Here is a 23,202-nt window from a genome sequence, read left to right as displayed (position 1 = left end):
GGGAATGGGGATGGCGAGGGACTTCAAAAGTGCCGCCTTGTATGAGCACCGTTTTTGGCTACAGGTCCTTGGTGACCACGGGAGATTTCTGCATGAGGCGCTGGTGCCTGTAGAGCAAGAGGAAATAGAGACGGCAAAGTACTTTATTAATACTTTTGACAGTCTGCTGCAAAGGGTGGAAACAACCGATCTCATTCATTTGAGCATGAGAGCGGACGAAGAAGCGAAGAAAATCAGGGGATTTAAGCTTGACCTAATAGAAAAAATGCTGACAGGCAATGTGAAAATCCATTTGGGTCCTACTTTTATCAACCATATGGTCAATGAGGTTGAGGAATATATCAGAGTTCTAGAGTACCTTAAAAGGGGCGAGGAACCGCCGATATTCCACGAATTGCACCATCATACTGTCTGGCTGCTTGATGCGGCAGGCCATGCCGGTGCTATTCAAAGTAACCTTGACCAGGTTGAAAAGCGCCTGAAGGCAAAGAGTGAAAAATACATGAAGCATTTTGAGGATTTCTATTTAAAAGCAGTCGAGATGACTGGTTATTTGAGAACGAATTTAACCTCTTTTCCAGCTTTGCAAAGGATGAATCAAGAGGTATCACTTGAAATTCAGCTGTTCATGAAATTTCTTGATGAGTTAAAGGAACTCGAGTTAACTGAACAGGCATTGGGAAGTTTTGCTCCGCTGATGGCTGACCATATGTTCAGGGAGGAGTGCTATTATTTATCTAAAGTCGCAGAAGCGGCCTCTATGGATCAACCTGGATGTGATCCTGGCAAACCTAGGTTGAAGGAAAACTAAACCTGGCGGATACTAGATAGATTTCCGTTCTTCTAGTATCTTAGCCCTAATTTTTCATCTAAATAGAACAGATGTTCTTATTTTGGACAAGGTTATGTTATACTTGAGAAGCAATAGTCAAATCTCAAGGGTGGTCGGCTAGCCCCGCAGGAAGGGGGTGATGCCTTTGACGGTATTCGAGACCTTTATGGCGATGTTTTCATTTGCCAGTTTGATCCTCGCAATCCTCACGTTGAGCCAAAAAAAATAGACCTCCCTTAACTGTAATACAGTGAGAGGTCCAGCTGCTTCTTTGCCGATCCTCTAAGGGAAAGGCTATTGCGGAGACTGTCGGTGGGCCAACACCGGCAGTCATTCTGTACAAATTATACAATACAAGGATACCATACAGGGCTGTTAAAGTCACGATTATAAGCACCTTTATGCATGAGATGTTTTGCCATTTGGTTATACTGGGGAAGTTATGTTAACCCATGCATAGGGAGTGAATGGAATGACTTTATGCAATTTAGAGTATGGTGATCTTTTTTACGAAGAGATTGGGCAAGGAAGTCCAATTGTCTTTTTACACCCACCGGGAATGGGAAGAAAGGTGTTTCGACACCAAAGGCCACTGAGCCAACGATATAGACTAATTCTTCCCGACTTAAGCGGTCATGGTGATTCAACAGCTGTATTAGAAAGGGTTACAATCCAACAGTATGCCAAAGAAGTCTTGAGACTGGTTGATTCAATCGGGCTGGAAAAAGTCACATTGTGCGGCTATTCCTCCGGAGGCAGCATCGCACAGGAATTTGCCCTGACTTACCCGGAAAGAACAAAAACGCTTATTCTTTCTGGCGGCTTTGCAGAGGTACATTCACCTGCATTGAAATATGAGCATTTGATGGGAATGTATTTCGTTAAAAATTCTCCTAAAACCCTGGCAAAGGTGATTGCAACCGCACATACCTTTGATAAGAATTACAGGACAGAACTCATTGAACATATGTTAAAAGCTGATTTGAACACATGGTTCCATTTTTATCACGAGTCCTTAATGTACTCTTGCAGCGGAAGACTGAAAAATTTAAATGTCCCTTTGCTGCTTATTTATGGTTCGAGAGATTTCATCAACCAGCACATAAGGGCCTATGAAAGAGAATTGGGACATTTCCAAAAAGCTATTATTCCAAAAGTCTCACATCAAGTTCCTGTTAAGAAATGGCAGGAGTTCAACGCTGAAATTGAGAAGTTTTTGGAAGAAGAGCAAGCTGACTGGCGTTGAAAAACGCATTGTTCAATTAGACAATGCGTTTTTACGCCTCTTTTTTATCTGGTTTTATGGCAAGAAATGTTGCTAGAGCGGCAGCGATACTTAAAGCGGTTAGGATTATGAACATTAGCTTATTTGAATTTTTCATCATAAGAGCGATGATGGGAGGACCTGCAGCTACTCCTATGAACCTCATTGAGCTATATATGGATGTGATGGTACCTCGTTCTTCTTTTTCAATACTCTCAGTGATTAAGGCGTCCAGTGGCGGCAGGCTTGCACCTATACCGATGCCGGCAACAAGGAACATGGAAATCAAAAACCATAGCTCTCTTGAAAAGCTCAGGAGGGCCACTGCTATACCAAGCAAAACTAAGCTGGAGAACGTAATCCACTTCATAAGGACCATATTCTTTTTTATAACTTTACCTGTGATAAATGATGAAAGACATAGAGCCCCTAATGGCAGGGCAAGAACCAGTCCTTTTTTCAAATCCTTTATTCCATAGTTGTTCTCCAGAATATCCGACAGATAAAATAAGACTCCAAACAATACGAACATGACAATAGCACCAATAAAAAAGATGGCATACAGCCAACGCCCATTTTCAGTGAAAATCAATTTTATTTTCTTTAGGAAATCCTTGAATGGCAATGGTTTCTGTTTCTTTTTTGGACTTTTAACCAGGAAGATCATCATGATTATTGAAAGGGCACAGAAAACGGGTATTGAAAAGAACGGGATAAACCAGATGATTCCTGCCAGGAATGACCCTAATACTGGGCTGAGAACCTTTCCAAGCGTGTTAGCAGTTTCGATTTCTCCGAGGGCTCCGCTTACTTCATCATCGTTTTTGAACATATCTCCAACCAGTGGCAAAACGATTGGAAAAGCACCGGCTGCTCCAACGCCCTGTAAGGCTCTTCCGATTAAGACAACCCAGTATCCATCGTTCATTTGCCATGAGGCCCACCCTGATATGGTGCCGCCAATTCCAGTGATGATCAGGCTTGGAATTATGACTTTCTTTCGACCAATATGATCAGATAAATACCCCGCTAACGGGATTAAAAATATCGCTACTATTGAATATACGGTTATGATCAGGCTCGATTGAAAGGCGGATATACCCATCTTCTTCTCCATGACAGGCAAAACTGGAATCAGCATCGAATTTCCAAGTGTCATCACGAGTGGAATGGATGCGATCGAGACAATTGCCCATTTTTGATTATTGGCACCATCCTTTTTCGTATCCTTTTCTTGTTTTTTCGAAACTCCTCCGGCTTTAGGAAACAAGTTTTCAATATAATTCATGATCGTAACCTGCCTTTTTTCATACTATTTTTAGTGTGGACTTAAACAATAGAAAAAACAGATGTCTTTTTATGGGAAAGGTTTTTTCTGTGAAAAATCCTTATGGAGTTTTTAGAGTGAAAAGGATAAAATAATTGGAAAAGGCTTGAAGGGTGTTGAAATCATGGCACAAATATTGTATTTGAACGTTGGGATGCCAGAGCTAAGGGATTGGAATGGTAGACAAGAACTTTCTGCTATAGGAAAACAAAGAGTGAAACAGGCATTTCTTTCAAAAGATAACTTTCAGGGGGATGGCGTGGCAGCTACAGAATTTCACGGAGGCCCTGACAGGGCTGTTTGTTTTTATCCAGCAGAGCATTATTCAAAATGGTCTGCTGAATTCGGAAAAAAACTTGAACCTCAAACCTTTGGTGAAAATATATCGGCATCACGAATGACGGAAGCCGAAATCTATATTGGGGATACATACAGGCTTGGAGAAGCTGTTGTCCAGGTGTCACAGGGAAGAGTACCTTGTTCAAAAATCTCGAAGAATAACAGTATAGACCAATTGCTGAAAAGGGTAGTGGAGACAGGCTATACTGGCTATTTCTTTCGTGTTCTTCAGGAGGGAATGGTCTATGAAGACTCAGAAATTATCTTGCTGGAGAGGAAGCAACATAATATTTCGATCTTAAGGGCTAATGAAATTTATTTTCACCATAGGAAAGATTATGAGGCGATTGAAGAACTTTTGGAAATTAATGAACTGGCAGAGGATTGGAAGCATAACCTTCATAAACTTTTGAGGCAGAAAAATTAAAATATTTAATTTTTTATTTGACATTTACTTATCACCGCTTTAATATAATGAATAACATATTGTAAGAGCAATGACGAAGAGTAGTAACTGTATAAGATTCTTCAGAGAGCTGATGGTTGGTGAGAATCAGCGTAACTTTAACAGCGAATGGACTTCCGAGCTTCCAGACCGAACCCCATTGGGGCAGTAGGCTTTGGCGAACATGCCTTATCGTTATAAAAGGCAGGCATTAAGCATTAAATGCTCGATGCTGTTAAGTGAGCTGTTTTACAGCTAATTAAGGTGGCACCACGGGTCTCTCGTCCTTATTTTTTAAAAAAATAAGGAGAGGGACCCTTTTTGTATATCTAAAATAACCCATAATTATATTATGTAAACTCGATGAGCAAGAAGAGTAAGCAGGATATTTCTTTTGCAGAGAGCCGGGTATGGTGTGAACCGGTACAGAAATGCCTGCCGAATGGCCTTGCGAGAGGCAGCCTGAAATAGCAGTAGGGCTTGCCCGGGATTCCGCCGTTAAAAGGATAGGGTATAACGAAACTTCTTTTGGTTTCCTGTACCTGAAGAGTGGGAGTCACACGGCTCCAATATGAGGTGGCACCGCGGTCCAATCGTAATCGTCCTCTATACAGCACAATTTTTGTGCATGTATAGGGGACTTTTTTATTTTCTAAAGGAGGATTTATATGAATGTAGAAGCACCAGATGTTTTTATCGAGGAAATTGAGGGCGATACATTAACGCCTATATCTGTATTTCAAACGATTTCCGGAAAGAAAAAATTCCTTCTGGAAAGTTCCCATAAACATAATGATTCCGGCCGTTTTTCTTTCATTGGCTGTGATCCCGTTTACGAGCTCTTGAATGAAAAGGGTAAGACTTATCTGGTAAGAAAAGGCGATAAGGAGCGAGTACAGGGTACCTTTTCAGAGGTTCTGAAAGAAGTGCTTCCTAGAGTAATCCCTAAATTTGAAATTCCTTTCATAGGTGGCGGTGTCGGTTTTGTAAGCTATGATTTCATTCGCGACTTTGAAGAAATTGGGCCGCTAAATGAAGATCCCCTTGATATGCCAGAAGCACATTTGATGTTCTTCAATGAAGTCATCGTGTTTGACCATCTTAAACAAAAGATCAGACTGATAGGCATTCCGTTTCCGGAATACAGCCAAGAGGCGCTCATGAAGAAAATAAAAAAACGCAAAGAAGAACTTGATTCGCCAATTAAAAAACAGCCTGTCAATCGATTTTCTCTTTCAGATTTTAAAGCCTCGCAAAACAGGGAGGAGTTTGAAAAATCGGTCAGGACAGCAAAGAGCCTGATCGAAGAGGGAGAAATCTTTCAGGTTGTGCTGTCAAGAAGGCTAGCAGCGGATGCAAAAGGAGATCCATTTTCGTTCTATCGAAAGCTGCGAGTAAATAATCCCTCCCCTTATATGTACTTTATTGACTTTGAAGATTATGTTGTTGCCGGCACGTCCCCCGAAAGCCTCGTGAAGTACCGGGATGGAACGATGATTGCAAACCCTATTGCAGGTACCAGGCCGAGGGGACTATCCCCGGATGAGGATTTTGAACTGGAACTGGAATTGAAGGATGACGAAAAGGAACTGGCTGAACATAAGATGCTCGTCGATCTCTCAAGGAATGATTTAGGCAGGATTTGTGAAGTCGGCAGTGTCAAAATTGATAAGTTCCTGGCTGTAGAAAGGTATCAGTTTGTGATGCATCTCGTATCTGAAGTAAGTGGGAGGCTGTTGTCAGATGCCCACCCAATGGATGGGCTGGCGGCGTGCCTTCCAGCAGGGACAGTGTCAGGAGCTCCAAAAATTCGGGCGATGCAAATCATAAATGAGCTTGAATCGGAAAAAAGAGGTGTCTATTCAGGAGCGGTAGGTTACTTTTCTGCTTGTGGAAGCATGGATTTTGCCCTTGCAATCAGAACATTGATTGTCAAGGATGGCAAAGGGTATCTCCAGGCAGGTGCAGGCATTGTATATGACTCTGACCCGGCGAAAGAGTTTGATGAGACGAACCATAAATTAAAAGCATTGATGGAGGCAGCCCATGATCCTGCTGATCGATAATTACGATTCATTTACCTATAACCTTTACCAGTATCTAAGCGAACTGGGTGCTGAAGTGAAAACAATCAGGAACGATAAAATATCGGTTCAGGAAATCTCACGAATGGAACCTGAAGCAATTGTCCTTTCTCCGGGCCCAGGCAGGCCGGAACAAGCCGGAATCTGTGTAGATACTGTTAAACAATTGGCGTCATCAATCCCTATTCTTGGTATATGTCTTGGCCATCAGGCAATAGCCCATGCATTTGGCAGTTCCATCATCAAGGCTAAAAAAATCATGCATGGCAAGCAGTCCAAACTCCAGCATACAGGCACTTCTCTGATGAATGATCTCGAGGAACATCCTGAAGTAATGCGATACCACTCTTTGGTGATCGACCGTATGACGCTTAATGAAGGTTTTGAGGTTCTGGCTGAGGCAGCTGATGACGGGGAAATCATGGCAATCAAGCATAAACATTATCCTTTATACGGACTTCAGTTTCATCCAGAATCGATTGGTACGAAAAGCGGAAAGCAAATTTTATCGAATTTTCTAACCGAAAACAGAAAGGAGACTTTAACGTATGAAACATTATCTTGAAATGCTGGTGGAAGGAAAATCGCTGATGGAGCATGAAATGGAAGAAGCTGTCCAGGAAATTTTCACTCAAGAGACGACAGACAGTGAAATTGCTTCATTTTTAACGGGGCTCAAGTCAAAAGGAGAAACCGCTGAGGAAGTATCTGGGTTGGTAAAAACCATCAGAAAGCATGCACTTACTTTTACAAAAAATATACCGAATGTTCTTGATAATTGCGGAACAGGAGGAGATGGATCAAAAAGCTTCAATATAAGCACTACTTCTGCATTTGTCATTGCCGGAGCCGGAATAACGGTAGCAAAGCATGGAAACAGAAGCGTTTCGAGCAAGACAGGAAGTGCGGATGTTTTGGAGGCACTCGGGGTCAGTCTCGACTTCTCTCCGGAAGCAACAGAAGAAATTCTTGAACAAAATGGGATTGCTTTTCTTTTTGCTCCTTATGTCCACCCGAAATTGAAACAAATCATGAAGGTAAGAAGGGACCTGAAAATTCCTACCATCTTTAATTTAATCGGACCACTGACAAATCCAGTACAGCTTGATTACCAGCTGCTTGGAATTTACCGAAGGGATTTGCTCGATAAGTTTGCCCATGTTCTTGCAAATCTGAACAGGAAGAGAGCCATCGTCATCAACGGAGCAGGAGGGATGGATGAAGCATCTCTTGCGGGTGAAAACCAAATGGTCATCGTTTCAGAAGGAGAAATTCAACGGATCAATCTAAAGCCTGAAGAAGTGAACTTGCCATTATACGACAATAACAGTATCAGGGGTGGAGATGCACGCGACAATGCGGACATATTGCTCCAGGTTCTTCAAGGTAAAAAGGGGGCACACCGGGATACTGTGCTGCTCAACGCAGGTCTCGGAATTTATACCGCTGGTAAGGTGGAATCGATTCTTCAGGGAGTAGATCTGGCGGTGGAAAGCATCGATTCAGGCAGGGCACTATCCAAACTGGAGAATTTAATTAGCATCAGCAATCGAAACAAAAAGGCGGTAGGATGAGATGGGCACAATACTTGATTCAATCATTGAAAGAAAAAGAGTGGAAGTAGAAGAGTTGAAGAAAGCGGGAGTTGACATGCCTGTATCACAATCGAAGCAGCGATCCTTGATTAAAGCATTACGAGAGTCAAAGCATGTCGCCATCATTTCTGAGTTTAAAAGGGCGTCCCCTTCTAAAGGGGACATTAATCTTTCATTGGACCCTTCTGAGCAAGCAAAACTTTATGCCCGGGCAGGTGCCTCCGCTATATCAGTGTTAACTGATGAAAAAGGCTTTAAAGGATCTTTCACTGATTTAAAAAAAGTCAGGGAAGCAGTGAACCTGCCGATTCTTTGCAAGGATTTTATCGTTGATCAAATTCAAATAGAAATGGCCCGTTCAGCAGGAGCAGATGTCATTTTGCTCATAGCATCGGCATTGCCTGAAGAGAAATTGGCAGAGCTATATGAATATGCCTCTGAAAAAGGGTTGGAGTGCCTCGTTGAAATCCATGACGAAACAGATCTGGAAAAGGCTCTGAATATAAAAGCTGCAATCATAGGAATCAATAATCGTGATTTGAAATCATTCGAGGTCAATCTCGAAAATACAGAGAAGCTTGGGCCGCTAGTGAAAAAAGAAGGAGCGCTTCTGGTCAGTGAAAGCGGCATGAAAACAAGGGACGATATCGTCCGTGCAGCAGCTGCTGGTGCAGACGGAGTGCTGATAGGTGAGACATTCATGACTTCCGGTGATCTTATAAAAACTTTCCAGACATTCTTTGTTCCAATAATAAGGGATCATCATGAAGGTTAAAATTTGTGGAATAAGAACAGTAGAGGCAGCGCAGCACGCGGTTCGATGCGGAACTGACGCCCTTGGTTTCGTTTTTGCAGAAAGCAAAAGACAAGTTACAGCTTTTGAGGCTAAACAAATCATTGATGCTTTGCCCGAACATGTCTGGAAGACAGGAGTATTTGTGAACGAGGATGCCGCTAAAATCAAGAAAATCGCCGAAACAGCAGGCTTGACCCATATTCAGCTTCATGGTGATGAGGTGACTGATGATTATCGATCAATTGGGCTGCCCTTAATAAAGGCTATTTCTGTTAAGTCAACGGAAGATCTTGAGAAACTTGAGTTTATTAAAGCTGACTACATCCTCCTTGACAGTCCTCCAGCGGAATATCGGGGAGGAAACGGCCTAAGCTTTGAGTGGGATTTGGCAAAAGTAATCGAAAAATCAGACACAAAGGTTATCCTGGCAGGCGGATTGGATGCTGGAAACGTCAGCAAAGCAATCGCAAAAGTCAACCCCTTGATGGTTGATGTCAGCAGCGGTGTCGAAACAAACGGAGAAAAAGATTTAGCGAAAATAAAGGCTTTTATTAATAATGCAAAGAATGAAAGGGAGGAAGTTTGAATGACTATTAATACTTATAATTTGCCGGACGAAAAAGGGCATTTTGGAAATTATGGTGGAAGGTTCATACCGGAAACGCTGATGCATGCTGTTCTTGAATTGGAGAAGGAATACAACAGAGCTATGGCAGACGAGGAATTTCATGTCGAACTGCAAAAATTAATGAAAGATTATGTTGGGAGGGAAACACCATTATACCTGGCTAGCAATCTCACGGAACATGCTGGTGGAGCAAAAATATACCTAAAGCGGGAGGACCTCAACCATACAGGGGCACATAAGATCAACAATACAGTCGGTCAGGCCTTGCTTGCAGTAAGGATGGGCAAACGAAAAATTGTCGCTGAAACCGGGGCTGGACAGCACGGAGTTGCAACAGCAACAGTCTGTGCCTTGCTGAATCTGGAATGTGTCATCTTCATGGGCAAAGAGGATATCAGGCGACAGCAATTAAATGTTTTCAGGATGGAACTCCTTGGCGCGAAAGTAATAAGTGTTGACGCAGGCAGCGGGACTTTGAAGGATGCGGTCAATGAAGCTCTTCGCTACTGGGTGACAAACGTGCGCGATACTCACTATATCCTTGGATCAGTAATGGGTCCGCATCCGTTCCCGAAAATGGTCCGTGACTTTCAAAGTGTCATAGGTAAAGAAACGAAACAGCAATTTTTCGAAAAAGAAGGGAAGCTTCCTGATGCACTAGTAGCTTGTATTGGAGGCGGCAGCAATTCGATTGGTTTGTTTTATCCGTTCATTGATGATACAAGCGTGTCAATTTATGGTGTTGAAGCTGCTGGTCTCGGCCTGGCAACTGACAAACATGCCGCATCACTATCTAAAGGGAAACCAGGTGTCCTTCACGGTGCGATGATGTACCTTCTTCAGGATGAAGACGGTCAAATTCAGGAGGCGCACTCGATATCAGCTGGTCTGGACTATCCTGGCATTGGCCCTGAACACAGCTATCTGCATGATATTAATAGAATCACGTATGAATCGGTAACCGATGATGAAGCACTACAAGCATTTCAACTGCTCTCAAAATTAGAGGGAATCATTCCTGCTTTGGAAAGTGCACATGCCATTGCGTACGCAGTCAAGCTAGCCGCTGGGATGAGCAAAGATGAGAGTATCGTTGTCTGTTTATCTGGCCGTGGAGATAAAGATGTACAGACAATTAAGGACAGGATAGGAGGAATGGAATGATGGATAGAATTCAAAAGGCTCTGACTGAAAAAGGAAAAAAGGTTTTTGTTCCATATATAATGGCTGGAGATGGAGGGCTGGAAACCCTTAAGGAGAAGCTGCTATTTTTACAGGAATGTGGGGCCGATGCGGTAGAAATTGGTATCCCCTTTTCTGATCCTGTTGCGGATGGGCCTACGATCCAGGAAGCTGGTATCCGGGCGCTTAGCAGAGGAACTACTTTGAGAAAGGTGCTGGAAAAGGTTCAAACCTTCAAAACTGAAATCTCAATTCCTCTTATTTTAATGACCTATTTGAACCCCCTCGTGGCATATGGGCTCGAAAAGTTTGCCGAGGATGCTGCGGACGCTGGAATATCAGGCTGCATTCTTCCCGACCTACCGCTTGAGGAGGAAGACTTCATTCATCCTGCGCTTGAGGAGCATGAAATCTCTTTAATCAGGTTAGTGACGCTTACAACTCCAGTTGAGAGAATAAAAGAAATCGGCTCCAGGGCAACAGGATTCATTTATGCTGTTACCGTAACAGGTATAACTGGTGCAAGAAACAACCTCAGTGTGGACCTTGCTGCTTTCCTAAGTTCAATTAAAAGTGTCAGCAAAGTTCCGGTGCTAGCAGGGTTTGGGGTTTCAAATGCTGAACAAGTCAGAGAAGTGTGCAAGCATTGTGATGGCGTAATTGTTGGAAGCAAAATTATCGATTTATTTGAACAAGGAGATTTACCTGGAATAAAACAGCTCGTGCGTACTGCTGAAGGGGTTAGTTTGTCCTAGTATTTGCAGTAAAAAAATGGAAAATAAATAGCCGCTGAATTCAAGAAGCGGCTATTTCTTTTCAGCGGTGACACATACTGTCAAAACGGGTCTTACCTCAAGATAGGATATCTCCGGGTTTTTGAATCCGGTATTAAGCAAATCATTTTTCATTCTTTCTCCCAATTGTTTTGCTGTCTGAGCCGTCGATCCTTCCTCGCGCGGCTGGACAGTAAGCACAATCCTTCCTCCTTGTTTCAACAATCGGAATAGGTGGCTTAAGGAAGTCAGTGGTTGGTCCCAGAGTGGGTAGTTATTTACAGAAATAATTTTATTGTAATTATGTTCTGGTTGAAAGTTGGCAACATCCCCGATACTCAGGTGTACTCTGCCTTGTTCAATCCACTCTTTATTTCTTTTTGACGCTTCGTTCTTCATTTTTTTAGAAAGGTCTATTCCATCTACTTCTAATCCGCGGTAATTTGACATTAAAGTCTTAATACCGTATCCCGGACCGAAGCCAATCTCTAAAATCCGGTCATTTTTACGTACTTGGAGCTTTTGTATGCTCCACTTATTAATTTTCCTGTTCTCAAAATACATGATTGTTCCTGCAAGCTTTCCAAGTATGCCTTTTGGCTTCTCGAACTGCTTCGCCATCGAATCTATCATATTCAGTCACTCCTGATTTATTTGACCAGAATTTTTCTGGTTTTTTCTTTTATACCAGTTATAGCTCATTTTTAAACTTCCCCCCTTTTGACACCTATAATATCTTTAATTTTATGTCGCTGGTGAAGAACAAGAAATGATTGATTGGTAATAAAGACAGTTTATTCTGAAAATTATTTCTCGGGAAAGCGCAGAAAAAGACAAGATACTACATTAATACGATGGTTGATGAAAAAAATGACTGAATTTGTCACATGCATAATCGATGTTTTTTTAAAAAAGCGTGCGATTTGTTACAGTACAATCGAATATTTGTTGTATATACTTTACTTAAAGTTTTCAGTGGTTGAAATTAAAAATGACAATCTATTTAGTTACTAATAAAGGAAGTTGAACGAGATGAAAATGTACGAAGCGATTCTCGATATTTTAGAAAAAAAGGGAAATGCAACAATTCCAGTGATTTGCCAGGAAATGAGTGAAGAAGATCATAGCATTGTTAGTGAGAGGCAGTATTTAGTAGAACCTTCATATATACAAACGCTTGTTAGCAGCAACAACGAATTATTCCTGGTGAAAGATGATATCGTTTCAATAAGGCCTGATAAAGAACCAGTTATGATGACGGTCGTATTGCATGGATATCCTGGCCCAGAAATGAGGGTGAGAATCGATTTTAAAAGGAATACCTTTACCTATTTTGAGTGGCATCTTGACTCTAAAGCTTCAGAGCCGCTTAAAGTAGGAAGATTCGGCAGCGTGGAGGATTTTAAAAAGAAACTGTATCCTTTGAAATTATGGAAGTGGGAAGAAGACTACCAAACAGAAGGTATTGTAGTGGATGGTACCAGTTGGTCAGTAAAACTCAAAACAAAAGGAAAAACATATGAAAGCAGAGGCCTGGATTCCTTTCCGAACCAGTGGAAGGAATTCTGCAAGGCAGTCAGCATACTCGTTGGTAAAGAGTTTTCTTGTTAGCCGCAGACCTTCTGCGGTTTTTTTCTATTCAAAATACGAAAGGATTGTTTGTTTTAAGGTTATAATGGTGAAAACTCAGCTTGTTTTAGGTACAATAGATAGATGTAGTTTCAAACATACGACCATGGAGGTCAATCGGAAAATGAAAGACATATCAGTACAAGAATTAATCAACTCAAAGCAATATATACCAGTCGATGTCAGGGCGCCAATCGAGCATCGTGATTCGGCAATACCCGGGTCGGTCAATATACCATTATTCACAGATGAGGAAAGACAAGAGATAGGGACGCTTTATAAGCAATCTGGTGAAGAAGCTGCCAAATGGCGAGCTATGGAGATTGTTTCTCCAAAGCTGCCACACTTGCTCGGTCAAATAAAGGACCTAAAGAATACAGGTGCCGAGCCTGTGGTTCATTGTTGGAGAGGCGGGATGAGAAGCAGATCTGTAGCATCCTTTCTTGAATACGCAGGAATTCCTTCTTTGCGCCTTGAGGGTGGTTATCGGGCATATAGGGAATATATTTTGGAAAGAATTCCTCAACTTTTGCCCGGTAAGGCCATCGTTCTACATGGAATGACAGGGACTGGTAAAACCGACATATTGCATGCTCTCCAGTCAAAGGGATATCCTGTGGTTGATCTTGAAAAAATGGCAAACCATAGAGGATCCATTTTTGGCATGATTGGCATGGGAGAGGCACACAATCAAAAAACATTTGATGCTTTGTTATTTGAAAGGCTGAATGAATTAAAAGGCTCCAACTATATTATCATTGAAGCGGAGAGCAAAAGAATCGGACGTGCAGCTCAGCCGGAAGAAATGCTCGAGAAAAAGGTGAACGGAATTCATTACCTGGTAAAAAGCTCAATACCTAAAAGAGTCGAACGGATATACAATGAATATGTTCAACCTTTCCTCGGAGAAGTCTGGTTTGAAGAGGAAGTCAGGGAGAAGGTATCGAAACTAATTAAGCGAGTTAATCATGACGTTTCACCATCCCTCGCATTTGCCATGGAAGAAAAAAATTATAAAGGATTAATTGAGATATTACTGGTTCATTATTATGATCCGCGCTATAACCACGCCCTTCTGGAATATAATGGACCTTTCAAAGAAATCGATTCAGACGATCCCAATGTTATAGAGAATATTGTTAAAGAAATACAGAATACATTTTCTGATTCAACAGCGGTTTAAAATAATTGAAAAAAGGTTATTAAAGAAGGAAAGCAGTTAATTGCTTTCCTTTTTATTTTTTGCGCTGGTCCTGGAAGCTTTTATTTTGTGGTAAAAATTATTTAACAGCTTGAGATTAAATTATGATTTTTGTCACGTAAAATTTCTGAATATTTGATATATAATTAAATGAGAATCATTTAAACAGGAGGATGAAATATGCGCGAATCGAAAAATTGCCACCACCGTTTTTCAATGCACGAGGAGAATGCTGGATTTTCAACGAATGATGGTGTAGACATTTTCACAGCTGGAGCAAGATTTCAAAAGTGTATCACATGCGGGCATATTGAATTGCCTGTAGAACATAGTGAAATGATTGAGCAAAGTCAGATTGAAAAAAGAAATAACCTTTTTGCACCAAAAAATATGTATGCAACATTAATGAGTTTATAGATATGAGCAACAAATTCAAAAGCCGGTCTAACCGGTTTTTTTTTGTTGTCTTTTTAACAGGAATGGTTTTCCGAAATAATAAAAGGTTGAGATTGAATTAACACTATCTTGATAGTCAAAACCTTTGGTTAAAAGAAAATATCATGTTAAAATATTAATGTAAACGGTTGATATCTGAATAATATTATTATTCTTTGAAATTACAGTTAAAAATGAGCACTACAGGGTAACAAATAATTAGTGAATATTAGAATTGGCAAGGGGGTTTTTTTGTGAAAAATCCAGTTTCGGGAAACGGGGCAATATGGCCGGGTTTTCATGGACCTAACCAGGGATATGTCGAAGAATTATATGAAATGTTCCTACAAGATCCTGATTCGGTTGATGCTGAAATCAGAGAATATTTTGAACAGAATTCTGAACGTCCATCTTCATCTTCAATTGAAAGTAATCAAATAATTCCTGCAACGGGAGGATCTCCGGCAAAAATTGCAGCTGCATTAAGATATGCTGATTATATCCGTTCTTACGGCCACTTATCTGCAAAGATTTATCCATTGCAGTTTGGCAGCAAAGATCCGCAACTTGAAGATTATGAGAGATGGGGATTGACTGAAGCTGATTTGATGGATATGCCAGTGGAGCTCGTTTGCCCAAGTGCTCCTTCTTCAATTACAAATGGCAAAGAAGCCTTTCAATTTCTTCAAAAGGTATACTCCGATACGATTGCTTACGAATTTGAACATGTAAATGAAATGGCTGAAAAAGAGTGGCTAAGGCAGAAGGTTGAATCTGGTGAACTAATTCCTAAAGTTGAAAAAGATAGAAAAACTAGTCTATACGAACGTCTTACAGAGGTCGAGAATTTCGAAAAGTATTTGCACCGGACTTTTGTCGGACAAAAGAGGTTTTCAATCGAAGGACTGGATTCGATGGTTCCGCTTCTTGATGAGGTCATCAGTGGAGCAGTCAATAATGGTGTTGAAACTATCAATATTGGCATGGCCCATAGGGGAAGGCTGAATGTTCTTGCCCATGTTTTAGGTAAACCATATGAAATGATTTTTGCTGAATTCCAGCATGCTCCAAACAAAGAACTTGTTCCATCAGAAGGTTCGATTGGAATTAATTTCGGCTGGACTGGCGATGTTAAATATCATCTTGGCCTCGACCGGAAAATTAAATCGGATAACACAGCGAATGCTAGATTGACACTGGCCAATAACCCTAGCCACCTTGAGTTTGCAGGTGCAGTGGTTGAGGGCTTTACGCGTGCTGCGCAGGATGACAGGAATGAACCGGGTTACGCGAAATATGATCCGGTAAAGGCAATGGCCATCCTGATCCATGGTGATGCAGCATTCCCTGGGCAGGGGATTGTAGCTGAAACGTTGAATCTGAGCCGTTTGCATGGATATAAAACTGGCGGAACAATTCATGTTATCGCTAATAACACGATTGGTTTCACAACGGAATCAATGGATTCACGTTCCACACGCTATGCCAGCGACCTTGCGAAGGGATATGAAGTCCCGATCATCCACGTGAATGCTGATGACCCGGAGGCATGCTTAATGGCTGCCAGACTGGCATTTGAATACAGAAAGACGTTTGGAAAGGATTTCTTGATTGATCTGATTGGGTACCGACGCTTTGGCCATAACGAAATGGATGAGCCAATGACTACCAATCCTGAAATGTATGTGCTCGTCCACAAACATCCGACAGTGAAGAAAATCTATGGTGATAAACTTATAGACCAAGGAGCTATGTCGGAAGAGACAAGGACCGAAATTGAGCAAAAAGTATCGGCCAGGTTGACAGAAGCATACGAAAAAGTTCCGAAAAAAGAGAAGGAAGTAACGAACGAACCAGATATCCCGGATGTAGTGGAAATGGGAATACCACAGATAGAAACTGGTGTGCCAATCGAAGTACTAAGAAAAATAAATAGTGATCTGCTGAATTGGCCAGAAGGATTCAATGTCTTCAATAAATTAGAGAAAATCCTCCAAAGAAGAAAGGATGCATTTTCTGAGGACGGTAAAATAGATTGGGGTCTGGCAGAAACTTTGGCGTTTGCTTCAATAATAAAAGATGGAACACCAGTCAGACTTACTGGACAGGATTCTGAGAGAGGAACCTTCGCCCAGAGAAACCTTGTTTTGCATGACAGCGAAACTGGCAAGCAATTTTCACCGCTCCATGTTTTGCCCGGAGCAAGAGCGTCCTTCTCCATTCATAACAGTCCGCTTTCAGAAGCAGCTGTTGTGGGCTTTGAATATGGGTATAACGTATTCGCACCAGAAACTTTAGTCCTTTGGGAAGCGCAATATGGTGATTTTGCTAATGCTGCCCAGGTATTGTTCGACCAGTTTGTGGCGGCTGGCAGGGCGAAGTGGGGACAAAAATCCGGTCTAGTCATGCTCCTGCCTCACGGATATGAAGGCCAGGGGCCAGAGCATTCAAGCGGAAGAGTAGAAAGATTTTTAACACTCGCAGCTGAAAATAACTGGACAGTTGCAAACCTTTCTTCTGCGGCCCAGTACTTCCATATCCTTAGACGACAGGCGGCAATTTTAAAGCAGGAAGCTGTTAGACCGCTAGTGCTGATGACACCTAAGAGCCTGCTGAGAAATCCTACGGTTGCAGCTGACCCAGGACAATTGACGGAAGGCAGCTTCAAGCCAATCATCGAACAGCCTGGACTTGGCGGCCAGCAGGAAAAAGTAGAGCGCGTGGTACTTTGCACCGGAAAAGTGAGCATAGATATCGCTGAAAAGATACAGCCGGAAGAGCATGGATGGCTGCATGTATTGAGAATCGAGGAAATCTACCCTTTCCCGCTTGAACAATTAAAAGAAAAGTTAGGAAGGTATCCGAACTTAAAAGAAATTGTCTGGGTCCAGGAAGAACCAAAGAATATGGGGGCATGGACCTTTGTTGAGCCGAGAATCAATGAAGCAGCACCGAACGGGCTGGAAGCTTCCTATATTGGCAGAAGAAGACGTTCGAGCCCGGCAGAGGGAGATCCAAACATCCACAAGTTGGAGCAAGCAAGAATTGTAAGCGATGCACTGACAAGGACAAATGGAGGAGGAAATGAAAATGGCAGAGATTAAAGTTCCTGAATTAGCTGAATCAATCACCGAGGGAACGATTGCCCAGTGGCTGAAAAAAAAGGGTGATCAAGTCTCGAAAGGTGAATATGTAGTTGAACTGGAGACCGATAAAGTTAATGTTGAAATTATCTCTGACTATGATGGAGTATTAACGGAGCTCCTCGCTGAAGAAGGGGATACAGTGAAGGTTGGGGAAGCAATCGCCATTGTAGGTGAACAGGGTAGCGCAGGAAACGATCAGAATACTGCTGAAGCAGGAAGGGAGACTGAGTCACCTGATGAACCTGCAAAGCATGAAAATGGATCGGTAGAGGGACAAAACACTGAGAACAACGCTGCTGACCAGTCTACTAATGATGCAGCATCGGAGCGGATTATCGCTTCACCTGCTGCAAGAAAGCTGGCAAGGGAAAAAGGCATTGATTTGACCAAGGTAGCTTCCCAGGATCCGCTTGGCAGAGTGAGGAAGCAGGATGTGGAGTCATATTCTCCAGAGCAAAAAAATAACCAAAAGCCAGCTGGCGAAAAGAATGAAGCGCAAAAGGCAGCTCCTGCCGGGAAATCAGATGATGATAGCCGGGTTGAGCGAATCAAGATGTCACGCAGACGTCAGACTATCGCGAACAGGCTGGTTGAGGTCCAGCAGACAGCGGCAATGCTCACGACCTTCAATGAAGTCGATATGACGGCTGTTATGGAACTTAGAAAGAAATGGAAGGATCGTTTCTATGAGGAGAATGATGTCCGTTTAGGATTCATGTCATTTTTCACGAAGGCTGTTGTGGCAGCATTGAAAAAGACACCATATTTGAATGCTGAAATCCAGGGAGACGAAATCGTCCTCAAAAAGTTTTATGACATCGGAGTCGCTGTCGCTGCCGATGAAGGACTTGTTGTACCAGTCATCAGGGACGCAGACAGGAAAAACTTTGCCGAGATTGAAAATGATATAAATGAATTGGCTGAAAAAGCCCGCACAAATAAACTTTCCTTGAAGGACCTACAGGGAGGAAGCTTTACGATTACAAATGGAGGCGTATTTGGATCATTGCTATCAACACCTATCATCAATGGTCCGCAAGTAGGGATCCTGGGAATGCACACAATCCAGCTCCGTCCCGTAGCCATTGATAAAGATCGGATGGAAAACAGACCGATGATGTACATCGCACTATCTTATGACCATCGGATCGTTGATGGCAAGGAAGCCGTCACCTTCTTAAAGCGTATTAAGGAACTGATGGAAGACCCAGAATCATTGTTGTTACAGGGATAACTATTAGAAGCACTGCCTGAGAATTTTATTGGGCAGTGCTTTTTTAGCATTTGAAATCTATGAAATGCCAAAGCTATCAAGAAAACGCAGTTATTATGAAAGGTTAGAGGCTTCAGAGCGCAAAGCTGTCAAGAAAACGTGATTATTGTGACAGGTTTCAGGTTGAAGAGCGCAAAGCTGTCAAGAAAACGTGATTATTGTGACAGGTTTCAGATTGTATAGCCTAAAGCTGTCAAGAAAAAGTGATTATTGTGACAGGTTTCAGGTTGTAGAGCGCAAAGTGTCAAGAAAACATGATTATTGTGACAGGTTTCAGGTTGTAGAGCGCAAAGCTGTCAAGAAAACATGATTATTGTGACAAGTTTCAGGTTGTAGAGCCTAAAGCTGTCAAGAAAAAGTGTTTATTGTGACAGGTTTCCGGTTGTAGAGCGCAAAGCTGTCAAGAAAAAGTGATTATTGTGACAGGTTTCAGGTTGTAGAGCGCAAAGCTGTCAAGAAAACATGATTATTGTGACAGGTTTCCGGATTCAGAGCCCAAAGCTGTCAAGAATCAACTAATATTCAGTCCAGTCTGTTAAAAAACGCCCGCTGATCCAGACTAAGTCTCAATCAATTCACTCAAAGTAAGCATCCTTGGTCGTTCCGATTGCTCTATAGTTCTTTTTCAATACTCTCAAAAAAGTCCTCCTACTAACTTTCCCATTACACCACTCATAAACGGTTTGTGTTGTGATCTTCTTACCAGGAAACAGCACCTTGATTTCTTCTATATGCCGCACAATCGCCTTTTCTATTCTTTCATGGGTACCGCACTTTCCGCAGACGAGGTTGTAATCACCGATTTCGGTATTCAAAGACCCGCATTCCGAGCAATGCATTCCTTTTTCTAGTTTTTCATATTGGTATTCAGGTAGGGTGGCGTATGGATTTTTAACTTGATGCATTGAAAGTAGTGTTTGGGCGAGTTTCTTGTGGCTTTCATCCAATTTGGATGGGGTACTGTTTATCTCATTTAGGAGACGATTAATTTGTGTTGGTAGAATGATCGGTTGATCCATTGGGGCATGGTACAGGGTGAATTCAGGATTGTTGAATATGACGGAGGCGCGGACTAGGTGATTCATCTTGAGGTTTTGCAGCAGCTGGCGGAAAAGAGTCTCACTCCGTGTCAACTGAATGATGGGGTTTTTGTATTCTCGGCTACTGCGGACGGAAAATAATTTATCCCCTTCGAGGTAGTAATCGCCTTCGTGATATTTGACGTCGATCAAATAAATTCCATCCTGCGAAATAATTACTTTATCCAGCTGGAAATATGAATTATTCACTTTAAGCAGGAGATCGTCGATGATAAACCTTTCTTCCGCGAGGGTTTCGGTCATCCGGTCGAATAATACTTCTCCAGTAAACCCCTTTTCCATAGTCCAAAGCTGGAACTTTTCCTGCGATGATAACTCCATTCGTCTGTTTAAATGCCGTAATGCGATTAATTCCATTGGTTCAGTGCGTGCTTTTATTAGCATGGTCCACTTCCTTTCTATAAGCTAATTTTAAGCTAAACTCACTATCAGATATGTGAATTTTTTGTTAACTTTTCACCGTGTAATGTGGCAGCAAAGCAGCTTAACTTTTCCCCAGAAATCGGGCTACTGCTAATTTATCAAAGGAACAAAAAAACCGCTCAACTGCCATTATGGCAGCAAGCGGCTTTGTCACCAGGGTACAAAAATAATTTTTTGTTTCTGTTTAACGGTTTTTAAACGGCCTTAGTCCTCTTTTGGATATTTCTGTTTTTAAAACTTTTGCCCATTCTTTATCACTTTCCGACTTTAATGCATCACGATACGAGACCACCAACTGTTCATTGCTCATAATTTTCATTTGCATTCCTCCTCGGTAAGAATGGATTGAATTTTCAAACTATATTGTATAGTTTCATTCATTGTAAAGGTTTATTAAAGATTTGAAAACCCATTATGAACAATTTTTATTAGAAATATTTTCTTGTTTTGGAAGCCCGCTAATCATTCGTATTCGGACAAAACATCATAAACACATTATTAAACAAAAAAAGCTTGCATTTTATTATTCGAAATTATAATATATACCCATAAGGGTATTTAATGGGGATTTGATACTCGACTTAATCAATTTTTTAAACTGGGAGGAATTATTATGGGAATGCAGGCTATCACTGCTGAGAAATTAAATGAATGGGTCGTAGAAAAAAAGGACTTTTTCATATTTGACGTAAGAAATGTGAAGGACTTCGAAGATTGGAAGGTTGAAGGCGAAAATATAGAATATCTCAATATCCCTTACTTCGATTTAATCGATGGTGTAGACGAAGTGGTTGACCAGCTTCCGAAGGATAAAGACATCGTAGTGATTTGTGCTAAAGAAGGCTCTTCTGTTATGGTGGCTGAAATGCTTGCTGATGCTGGATTTGAAGTTTCTTATCTTTCTGGCGGAATGAAGTCATGGAGCGAATATTTGTATCCAGTAGAAGTATATAAAGATGACAAAATTAAAGTACTTCAGTTTATCCGTGTCGGCAAAGGCTGCCTTTCTTACATGGTCCTATCTGAAAACGAGGCGCTAGTTGTGGATCCATCTAGGTTCACGAACCGTTATACTGACATTGCTAAAAGCGAAAATGTAAAAATCACTCACATCGTGGATTCTCACCTTCATGCTGATCACCTTTCCGGCGGCAAGGAACTGGCGGAGGTCACAGGTGCGAAGTATTACCTAATGAAGAGTGAAGGCGCAGTATTTGACTTTGAAGCGCTAGAGCAGCATGATAAAATTGAATTTGAGAACATTACTCTTGAGGTTTTGGCTGTAAAGACACCAGGGCATACCCCTGGAAGTGTTTCGTTCTTTGTGAATAATAAACTCTTATTCTCAGGAGACACTATTTTTGTGAATGGTCTTGGCCGTCCTGATTTAGGCGGAAAAGCTGCTGAGTGGGCGAAGGACCTGTATGATACTGTATACAGCAAAGTATCACAAATTGCTGATGACGTTATTGTATTACCTGGCCACTATGCTGCCTTTGATGACGAAGTAAATGCAGAAGGTTTCATTGGAAGCCAATTGGGATTGATCCGCAAGCAAAATGAAATCATGGAAGGCAAAACAGTTGAAGAGTTTGTCGACCATGTAGCACAATCAGCATCAAGCGAAACACCACCAAATTTTGAAGATATTGTTGCGATCAACCGCGGCGTTAAAGAAGTGACAGCAGAAGAAGCGATGGAGCTTGAAATCGGCCCTAACCGATGCGCTGTACACCACACTCACTAAAAAACAAAAGAGGAGAGCAGTGCTTTCCTCTTTTTATCGTTACCGGTGTGCCCGTAAATGCTTGTGAGGTGAGAATTTGGAAGAGAATAAGAAAAATAACCATTGTGCAGGCGGGTCCTGAGGTGTTGGACCAAAGCGTACAGGTGAAGAGGGAAAAGGTAAGTTTTCCGGTTTTCCCCCTTTATGACCGGCCACGTACGTATGGCTCCTGGCAGGAGTCATTTATTTGATTTCTAAATTGTTTTAATATGAGTTTCCCTCCCTTTTCAGTGTAAAGGGAGGCTACATAATTTGATAAAAGTTGAATCAGGAGGAGTATTAAATGCTAGAAGTACTAGTAATTGGAGGCGGGATTTCAGGTGGCTCGGCTGCAATTTACACTTCTCAGGGCGGGTTGAAGACGGCAGTCATCGATTCAGGGAAATCCCAGATCAAGCAGGTTTCAAAGCTTTTCAATTATCCGGGAATAAAAGAAATCACCGGTTCAGAACTCCTGGAAAACATTAAAGACCAGGCTCTTGCTGCAGGAACTCAATGGAATGAAGGTTCAGTGGAAACTGTCCTAAGGAATGATAATGGTTATTCTGTCATTTTGACTGATGGCAAAGAGTTTGTTTCAAAGTATTTGATTATTGCAACCAACCTTCAAACCTCATTGCTTGAAAACCTTGGGTTCGAACTGGCAGTAAATGAGAAGGTACCAAGTGGTAAAATTAAAAAGGTATTGGGCATTGACCCGGATGGAACTACAAAACTACCTAACCTTTACATCACGAGTTTGTTGGCGGGTCTTTCAAGTCAATCCGTCATTGCTGCGGGACATGGAACGGCAATAGGCATTTCAATTGTGTCAAAGGAAACTGGAAAAACGTATATGTGGCATGACAAGTAATTAAAGCAGGAAACGGTCCCTGCTTTTTTTATTTTAGGAAAAAGGAAGGAATATATTTCAAAAATATTGAATATTCAAACTAAGGTGGTAT

The 23,202-nt window shown here is 41.7% G+C and carries 22 protein-coding genes and 2 other annotated features; of the genes, 18 read left to right on the top strand and 4 right to left on the bottom strand.

The annotated features are described in order from the left end of the window. Positions 1–10 precede the first annotated feature (10 nt). From CD004_RS13140 to CD004_RS13135, 3 genes are all read left to right on the top strand, one after another. Positions 11–811 carry a DUF2935 domain-containing protein gene (locus CD004_RS13140; RefSeq protein ID WP_102263188.1) on the top strand — a complete coding sequence of 267 codons (801 nt, stop codon included), beginning with the start codon at positions 11–13 and terminating at the stop codon, positions 809–811. A 160-nt stretch (positions 812–971) separates the two neighbouring features. Further along, on the top strand, positions 972–1,061 hold the full coding sequence (locus CD004_RS24660; protein WP_225649917.1) for a putative holin-like toxin: 90 nt from the start codon (positions 972–974) through the stop codon (positions 1,059–1,061). A gap of 243 nt (positions 1,062–1,304) precedes the next feature. Then, positions 1,305–2,078, top strand: a complete 774-nt coding sequence (locus CD004_RS13135) for an alpha/beta fold hydrolase (protein ID WP_102263187.1) — start codon at positions 1,305–1,307, stop codon at positions 2,076–2,078. Positions 2,079–2,109: 31 nt separating this feature from the next. Here the strand turns inward: CD004_RS13135 and CD004_RS13130 are convergent, their stop codons facing one another. Continuing rightward, a complete protein-coding gene (locus CD004_RS13130) occupies positions 2,110–3,384 on the bottom strand; it encodes a bacillibactin exporter BcbE (RefSeq protein WP_102263186.1) in 1,275 nt (424 codons plus the stop codon). Between the two features lie 163 nt (positions 3,385–3,547). Here CD004_RS13130 and CD004_RS13125 point away from each other — a divergent pair, with 163 nt between their 5' ends. The 8 genes from CD004_RS13125 (at position 3,548) to trpA (ending at position 11,247) form a co-directional block, all read left to right on the top strand. After that, positions 3,548–4,189 carry an MOSC domain-containing protein gene (locus tag CD004_RS13125; RefSeq protein ID WP_102263185.1) on the top strand — a complete coding sequence of 214 codons (642 nt, stop codon included), beginning with the start codon at positions 3,548–3,550 and terminating at the stop codon, positions 4,187–4,189. Between the two features lie 61 nt (positions 4,190–4,250). After that, positions 4,251–4,499: a binding site (T-box leader), on the top strand. 62 nt (positions 4,500–4,561) lie between these two features. Continuing rightward, positions 4,562–4,817, top strand: a binding site (T-box leader). 58 nt (positions 4,818–4,875) lie between these two features. Beyond that, a complete protein-coding gene (trpE, locus tag CD004_RS13120) occupies positions 4,876–6,273 on the top strand; it encodes an anthranilate synthase component I (RefSeq protein WP_180321252.1) in 1,398 nt (465 codons plus the stop codon). Further along, entirely contained in the window at positions 6,254–6,856 is a 603-nt protein-coding gene (locus CD004_RS13115; RefSeq protein ID WP_102263183.1) for an anthranilate synthase component II, read from the top strand. The genes trpE and CD004_RS13115 overlap by 20 nt, the downstream gene beginning before the upstream one ends. After that, positions 6,840–7,865: an anthranilate phosphoribosyltransferase gene (trpD, locus tag CD004_RS13110; protein ID WP_102263182.1), complete on the top strand. Its 1,026-nt coding sequence runs from the start codon at positions 6,840–6,842 to the stop codon at positions 7,863–7,865. The genes CD004_RS13115 and trpD overlap by 17 nt, the downstream gene beginning before the upstream one ends. Before the next feature lies 1 nt (position 7,866). Further along, positions 7,867–8,661, top strand: a complete 795-nt coding sequence (gene trpC, locus CD004_RS13105; protein ID WP_102263181.1) for an indole-3-glycerol phosphate synthase TrpC — start codon at positions 7,867–7,869, stop codon at positions 8,659–8,661. Next, on the top strand, positions 8,651–9,268 hold the full coding sequence (locus CD004_RS13100; RefSeq protein ID WP_102263180.1) for a phosphoribosylanthranilate isomerase: 618 nt from the start codon (positions 8,651–8,653) through the stop codon (positions 9,266–9,268). Before trpC ends, CD004_RS13100 begins: the two co-directional genes overlap by 11 nt. Further along, entirely contained in the window at positions 9,269–10,474 is a 1,206-nt protein-coding gene (gene trpB / locus CD004_RS13095) for a tryptophan synthase subunit beta (RefSeq protein WP_102263179.1), read from the top strand. After that, complete coding sequence (gene trpA / locus CD004_RS13090) at positions 10,474–11,247, top strand: tryptophan synthase subunit alpha (RefSeq protein WP_102265099.1); 774 nt, start codon at positions 10,474–10,476, stop codon at positions 11,245–11,247. The genes trpB and trpA overlap by 1 nt, the downstream gene beginning before the upstream one ends. 51 nt (positions 11,248–11,298) lie before the next feature. On the opposite strand, the gene CD004_RS13085 is transcribed toward trpA, so the two are convergent. Further along, on the bottom strand, positions 11,299–11,898 hold the full coding sequence (locus tag CD004_RS13085; RefSeq protein WP_102263178.1) for an SAM-dependent methyltransferase: 600 nt from the start codon (positions 11,896–11,898) through the stop codon (positions 11,299–11,301). Positions 11,899–12,297: 399 nt separating this feature from the next. On the opposite strand from CD004_RS13085, the gene CD004_RS13080 reads away from it, so the two are divergent. From CD004_RS13080 to odhB, 5 genes are all read left to right on the top strand, one after another. After that, complete coding sequence (locus CD004_RS13080) at positions 12,298–12,876, top strand: hypothetical protein (RefSeq protein ID WP_102263177.1); 579 nt, start codon at positions 12,298–12,300, stop codon at positions 12,874–12,876. A gap of 142 nt (positions 12,877–13,018) precedes the next feature. After that, the gene (mnmH, locus tag CD004_RS13075; protein ID WP_158651559.1) at positions 13,019–14,077 is read left to right on the top strand and encodes a tRNA 2-selenouridine(34) synthase MnmH; all 1,059 of its coding nucleotides are present in this window, start codon (positions 13,019–13,021) and stop codon (positions 14,075–14,077) included. Between the two features lie 198 nt (positions 14,078–14,275). Further along, positions 14,276–14,512 carry a hypothetical protein gene (locus tag CD004_RS13070; protein ID WP_102263175.1) on the top strand — a complete coding sequence of 79 codons (237 nt, stop codon included), beginning with the start codon at positions 14,276–14,278 and terminating at the stop codon, positions 14,510–14,512. A gap of 272 nt (positions 14,513–14,784) precedes the next feature. After that, on the top strand, positions 14,785–17,634 hold the full coding sequence (sucA, locus tag CD004_RS13065; protein WP_102263174.1) for a 2-oxoglutarate dehydrogenase E1 component: 2,850 nt from the start codon (positions 14,785–14,787) through the stop codon (positions 17,632–17,634). Then, positions 17,621–18,910 carry a 2-oxoglutarate dehydrogenase complex dihydrolipoyllysine-residue succinyltransferase gene (gene odhB, locus CD004_RS13060; protein WP_102263173.1) on the top strand — a complete coding sequence of 430 codons (1,290 nt, stop codon included), beginning with the start codon at positions 17,621–17,623 and terminating at the stop codon, positions 18,908–18,910. Before sucA ends, odhB begins: the two co-directional genes overlap by 14 nt. 614 nt (positions 18,911–19,524) lie before the next feature. Here the strand turns inward: odhB and CD004_RS13055 are convergent. Beyond that, positions 19,525–20,433 (bottom strand): nuclease-related domain-containing protein, encoded by a 909-nt coding sequence (locus CD004_RS13055; RefSeq protein WP_102263172.1) that lies wholly within the window; start codon positions 20,431–20,433, stop codon positions 19,525–19,527. Between the two features lie 223 nt (positions 20,434–20,656). Further along, on the bottom strand, positions 20,657–20,791 hold the full coding sequence (gene sda / locus CD004_RS13050; protein ID WP_023627756.1) for a sporulation histidine kinase inhibitor Sda: 135 nt from the start codon (positions 20,789–20,791) through the stop codon (positions 20,657–20,659). Positions 20,792–21,085: 294 nt separating this feature from the next. On the opposite strand from sda, the gene CD004_RS13045 reads away from it, so the two are divergent. Together CD004_RS13045 and CD004_RS13040 are read left to right on the top strand one after the other, a co-directional pair. Beyond that, a complete protein-coding gene (locus CD004_RS13045) occupies positions 21,086–22,219 on the top strand; it encodes an MBL fold metallo-hydrolase (RefSeq protein WP_102263171.1) in 1,134 nt (377 codons plus the stop codon). A gap of 322 nt (positions 22,220–22,541) precedes the next feature. Continuing rightward, the gene (locus CD004_RS13040) at positions 22,542–23,111 is read left to right on the top strand and encodes an FAD-dependent oxidoreductase (protein ID WP_102263170.1); all 570 of its coding nucleotides are present in this window, start codon (positions 22,542–22,544) and stop codon (positions 23,109–23,111) included. The last annotated feature ends 91 nt before the right edge of the window (positions 23,112–23,202 follow it).

The sequence above is a fragment of the Mesobacillus jeotgali genome (genome assembly GCF_002874535.1).
GTDB classification, from domain to species: domain Bacteria; phylum Bacillota; class Bacilli; order Bacillales; family Cytobacillaceae; genus Mesobacillus; species Mesobacillus jeotgali.
Note: the sequence above shows the minus strand (reverse complement) of the source record. Positions and strands in the feature narration are given on the sequence as shown.

Excerpts from the sequence above, each read along its gene's own strand:
- CD004_RS13055 (WP_102263172.1), bottom strand. The coding sequence starts at position 20,433 with ATGCTAATAAAAGCACGCACTGAACCAATGGAATTAATCGCATTACGG.
- odhB (WP_102263173.1), top strand. The coding sequence starts at position 17,621 with ATGGCAGAGATTAAAGTTCCTGAATTAGCTGAATCAATCACCGAGGGA.
- CD004_RS13085 (WP_102263178.1), bottom strand. The coding sequence starts at position 11,898 with ATGATAGATTCGATGGCGAAGCAGTTCGAGAAGCCAAAAGGCATACTT.
- CD004_RS13135 (WP_102263187.1), top strand. The coding sequence starts at position 1,305 with ATGACTTTATGCAATTTAGAGTATGGTGATCTTTTTTACGAAGAGATT.
- CD004_RS13100 (WP_102263180.1), top strand. The coding sequence starts at position 8,651 with ATGAAGGTTAAAATTTGTGGAATAAGAACAGTAGAGGCAGCGCAGCAC.
- CD004_RS13070 (WP_102263175.1), top strand. The coding sequence starts at position 14,276 with ATGCGCGAATCGAAAAATTGCCACCACCGTTTTTCAATGCACGAGGAG.
- CD004_RS13130 (WP_102263186.1), bottom strand. The coding sequence starts at position 3,384 with ATGAATTATATTGAAAACTTGTTTCCTAAAGCCGGAGGAGTTTCGAAA.
- trpD (WP_102263182.1), top strand. The coding sequence starts at position 6,840 with ATGAAACATTATCTTGAAATGCTGGTGGAAGGAAAATCGCTGATGGAG.
- sda (WP_023627756.1), bottom strand. The coding sequence starts at position 20,791 with ATGAAAATTATGAGCAATGAACAGTTGGTGGTCTCGTATCGTGATGCA.
- trpC (WP_102263181.1), top strand. The coding sequence starts at position 7,867 with ATGGGCACAATACTTGATTCAATCATTGAAAGAAAAAGAGTGGAAGTA.
- trpB (WP_102263179.1), top strand. The coding sequence starts at position 9,269 with ATGACTATTAATACTTATAATTTGCCGGACGAAAAAGGGCATTTTGGA.
- CD004_RS24660 (WP_225649917.1), top strand. The coding sequence starts at position 972 with ATGCCTTTGACGGTATTCGAGACCTTTATGGCGATGTTTTCATTTGCC.
- CD004_RS13125 (WP_102263185.1), top strand. The coding sequence starts at position 3,548 with ATGGCACAAATATTGTATTTGAACGTTGGGATGCCAGAGCTAAGGGAT.
- CD004_RS13080 (WP_102263177.1), top strand. The coding sequence starts at position 12,298 with ATGAAAATGTACGAAGCGATTCTCGATATTTTAGAAAAAAAGGGAAAT.
- CD004_RS13045 (WP_102263171.1), top strand. The coding sequence starts at position 21,086 with ATGGGAATGCAGGCTATCACTGCTGAGAAATTAAATGAATGGGTCGTA.
- CD004_RS13040 (WP_102263170.1), top strand. The coding sequence starts at position 22,542 with ATGCTAGAAGTACTAGTAATTGGAGGCGGGATTTCAGGTGGCTCGGCT.
- trpE (WP_180321252.1), top strand. The coding sequence starts at position 4,876 with ATGAATGTAGAAGCACCAGATGTTTTTATCGAGGAAATTGAGGGCGAT.
- CD004_RS13115 (WP_102263183.1), top strand. The coding sequence starts at position 6,254 with ATGATCCTGCTGATCGATAATTACGATTCATTTACCTATAACCTTTAC.
- trpA (WP_102265099.1), top strand. The coding sequence starts at position 10,474 with ATGGATAGAATTCAAAAGGCTCTGACTGAAAAAGGAAAAAAGGTTTTT.
- mnmH (WP_158651559.1), top strand. The coding sequence starts at position 13,019 with ATGAAAGACATATCAGTACAAGAATTAATCAACTCAAAGCAATATATA.
- CD004_RS13140 (WP_102263188.1), top strand. The coding sequence starts at position 11 with ATGGCGAGGGACTTCAAAAGTGCCGCCTTGTATGAGCACCGTTTTTGG.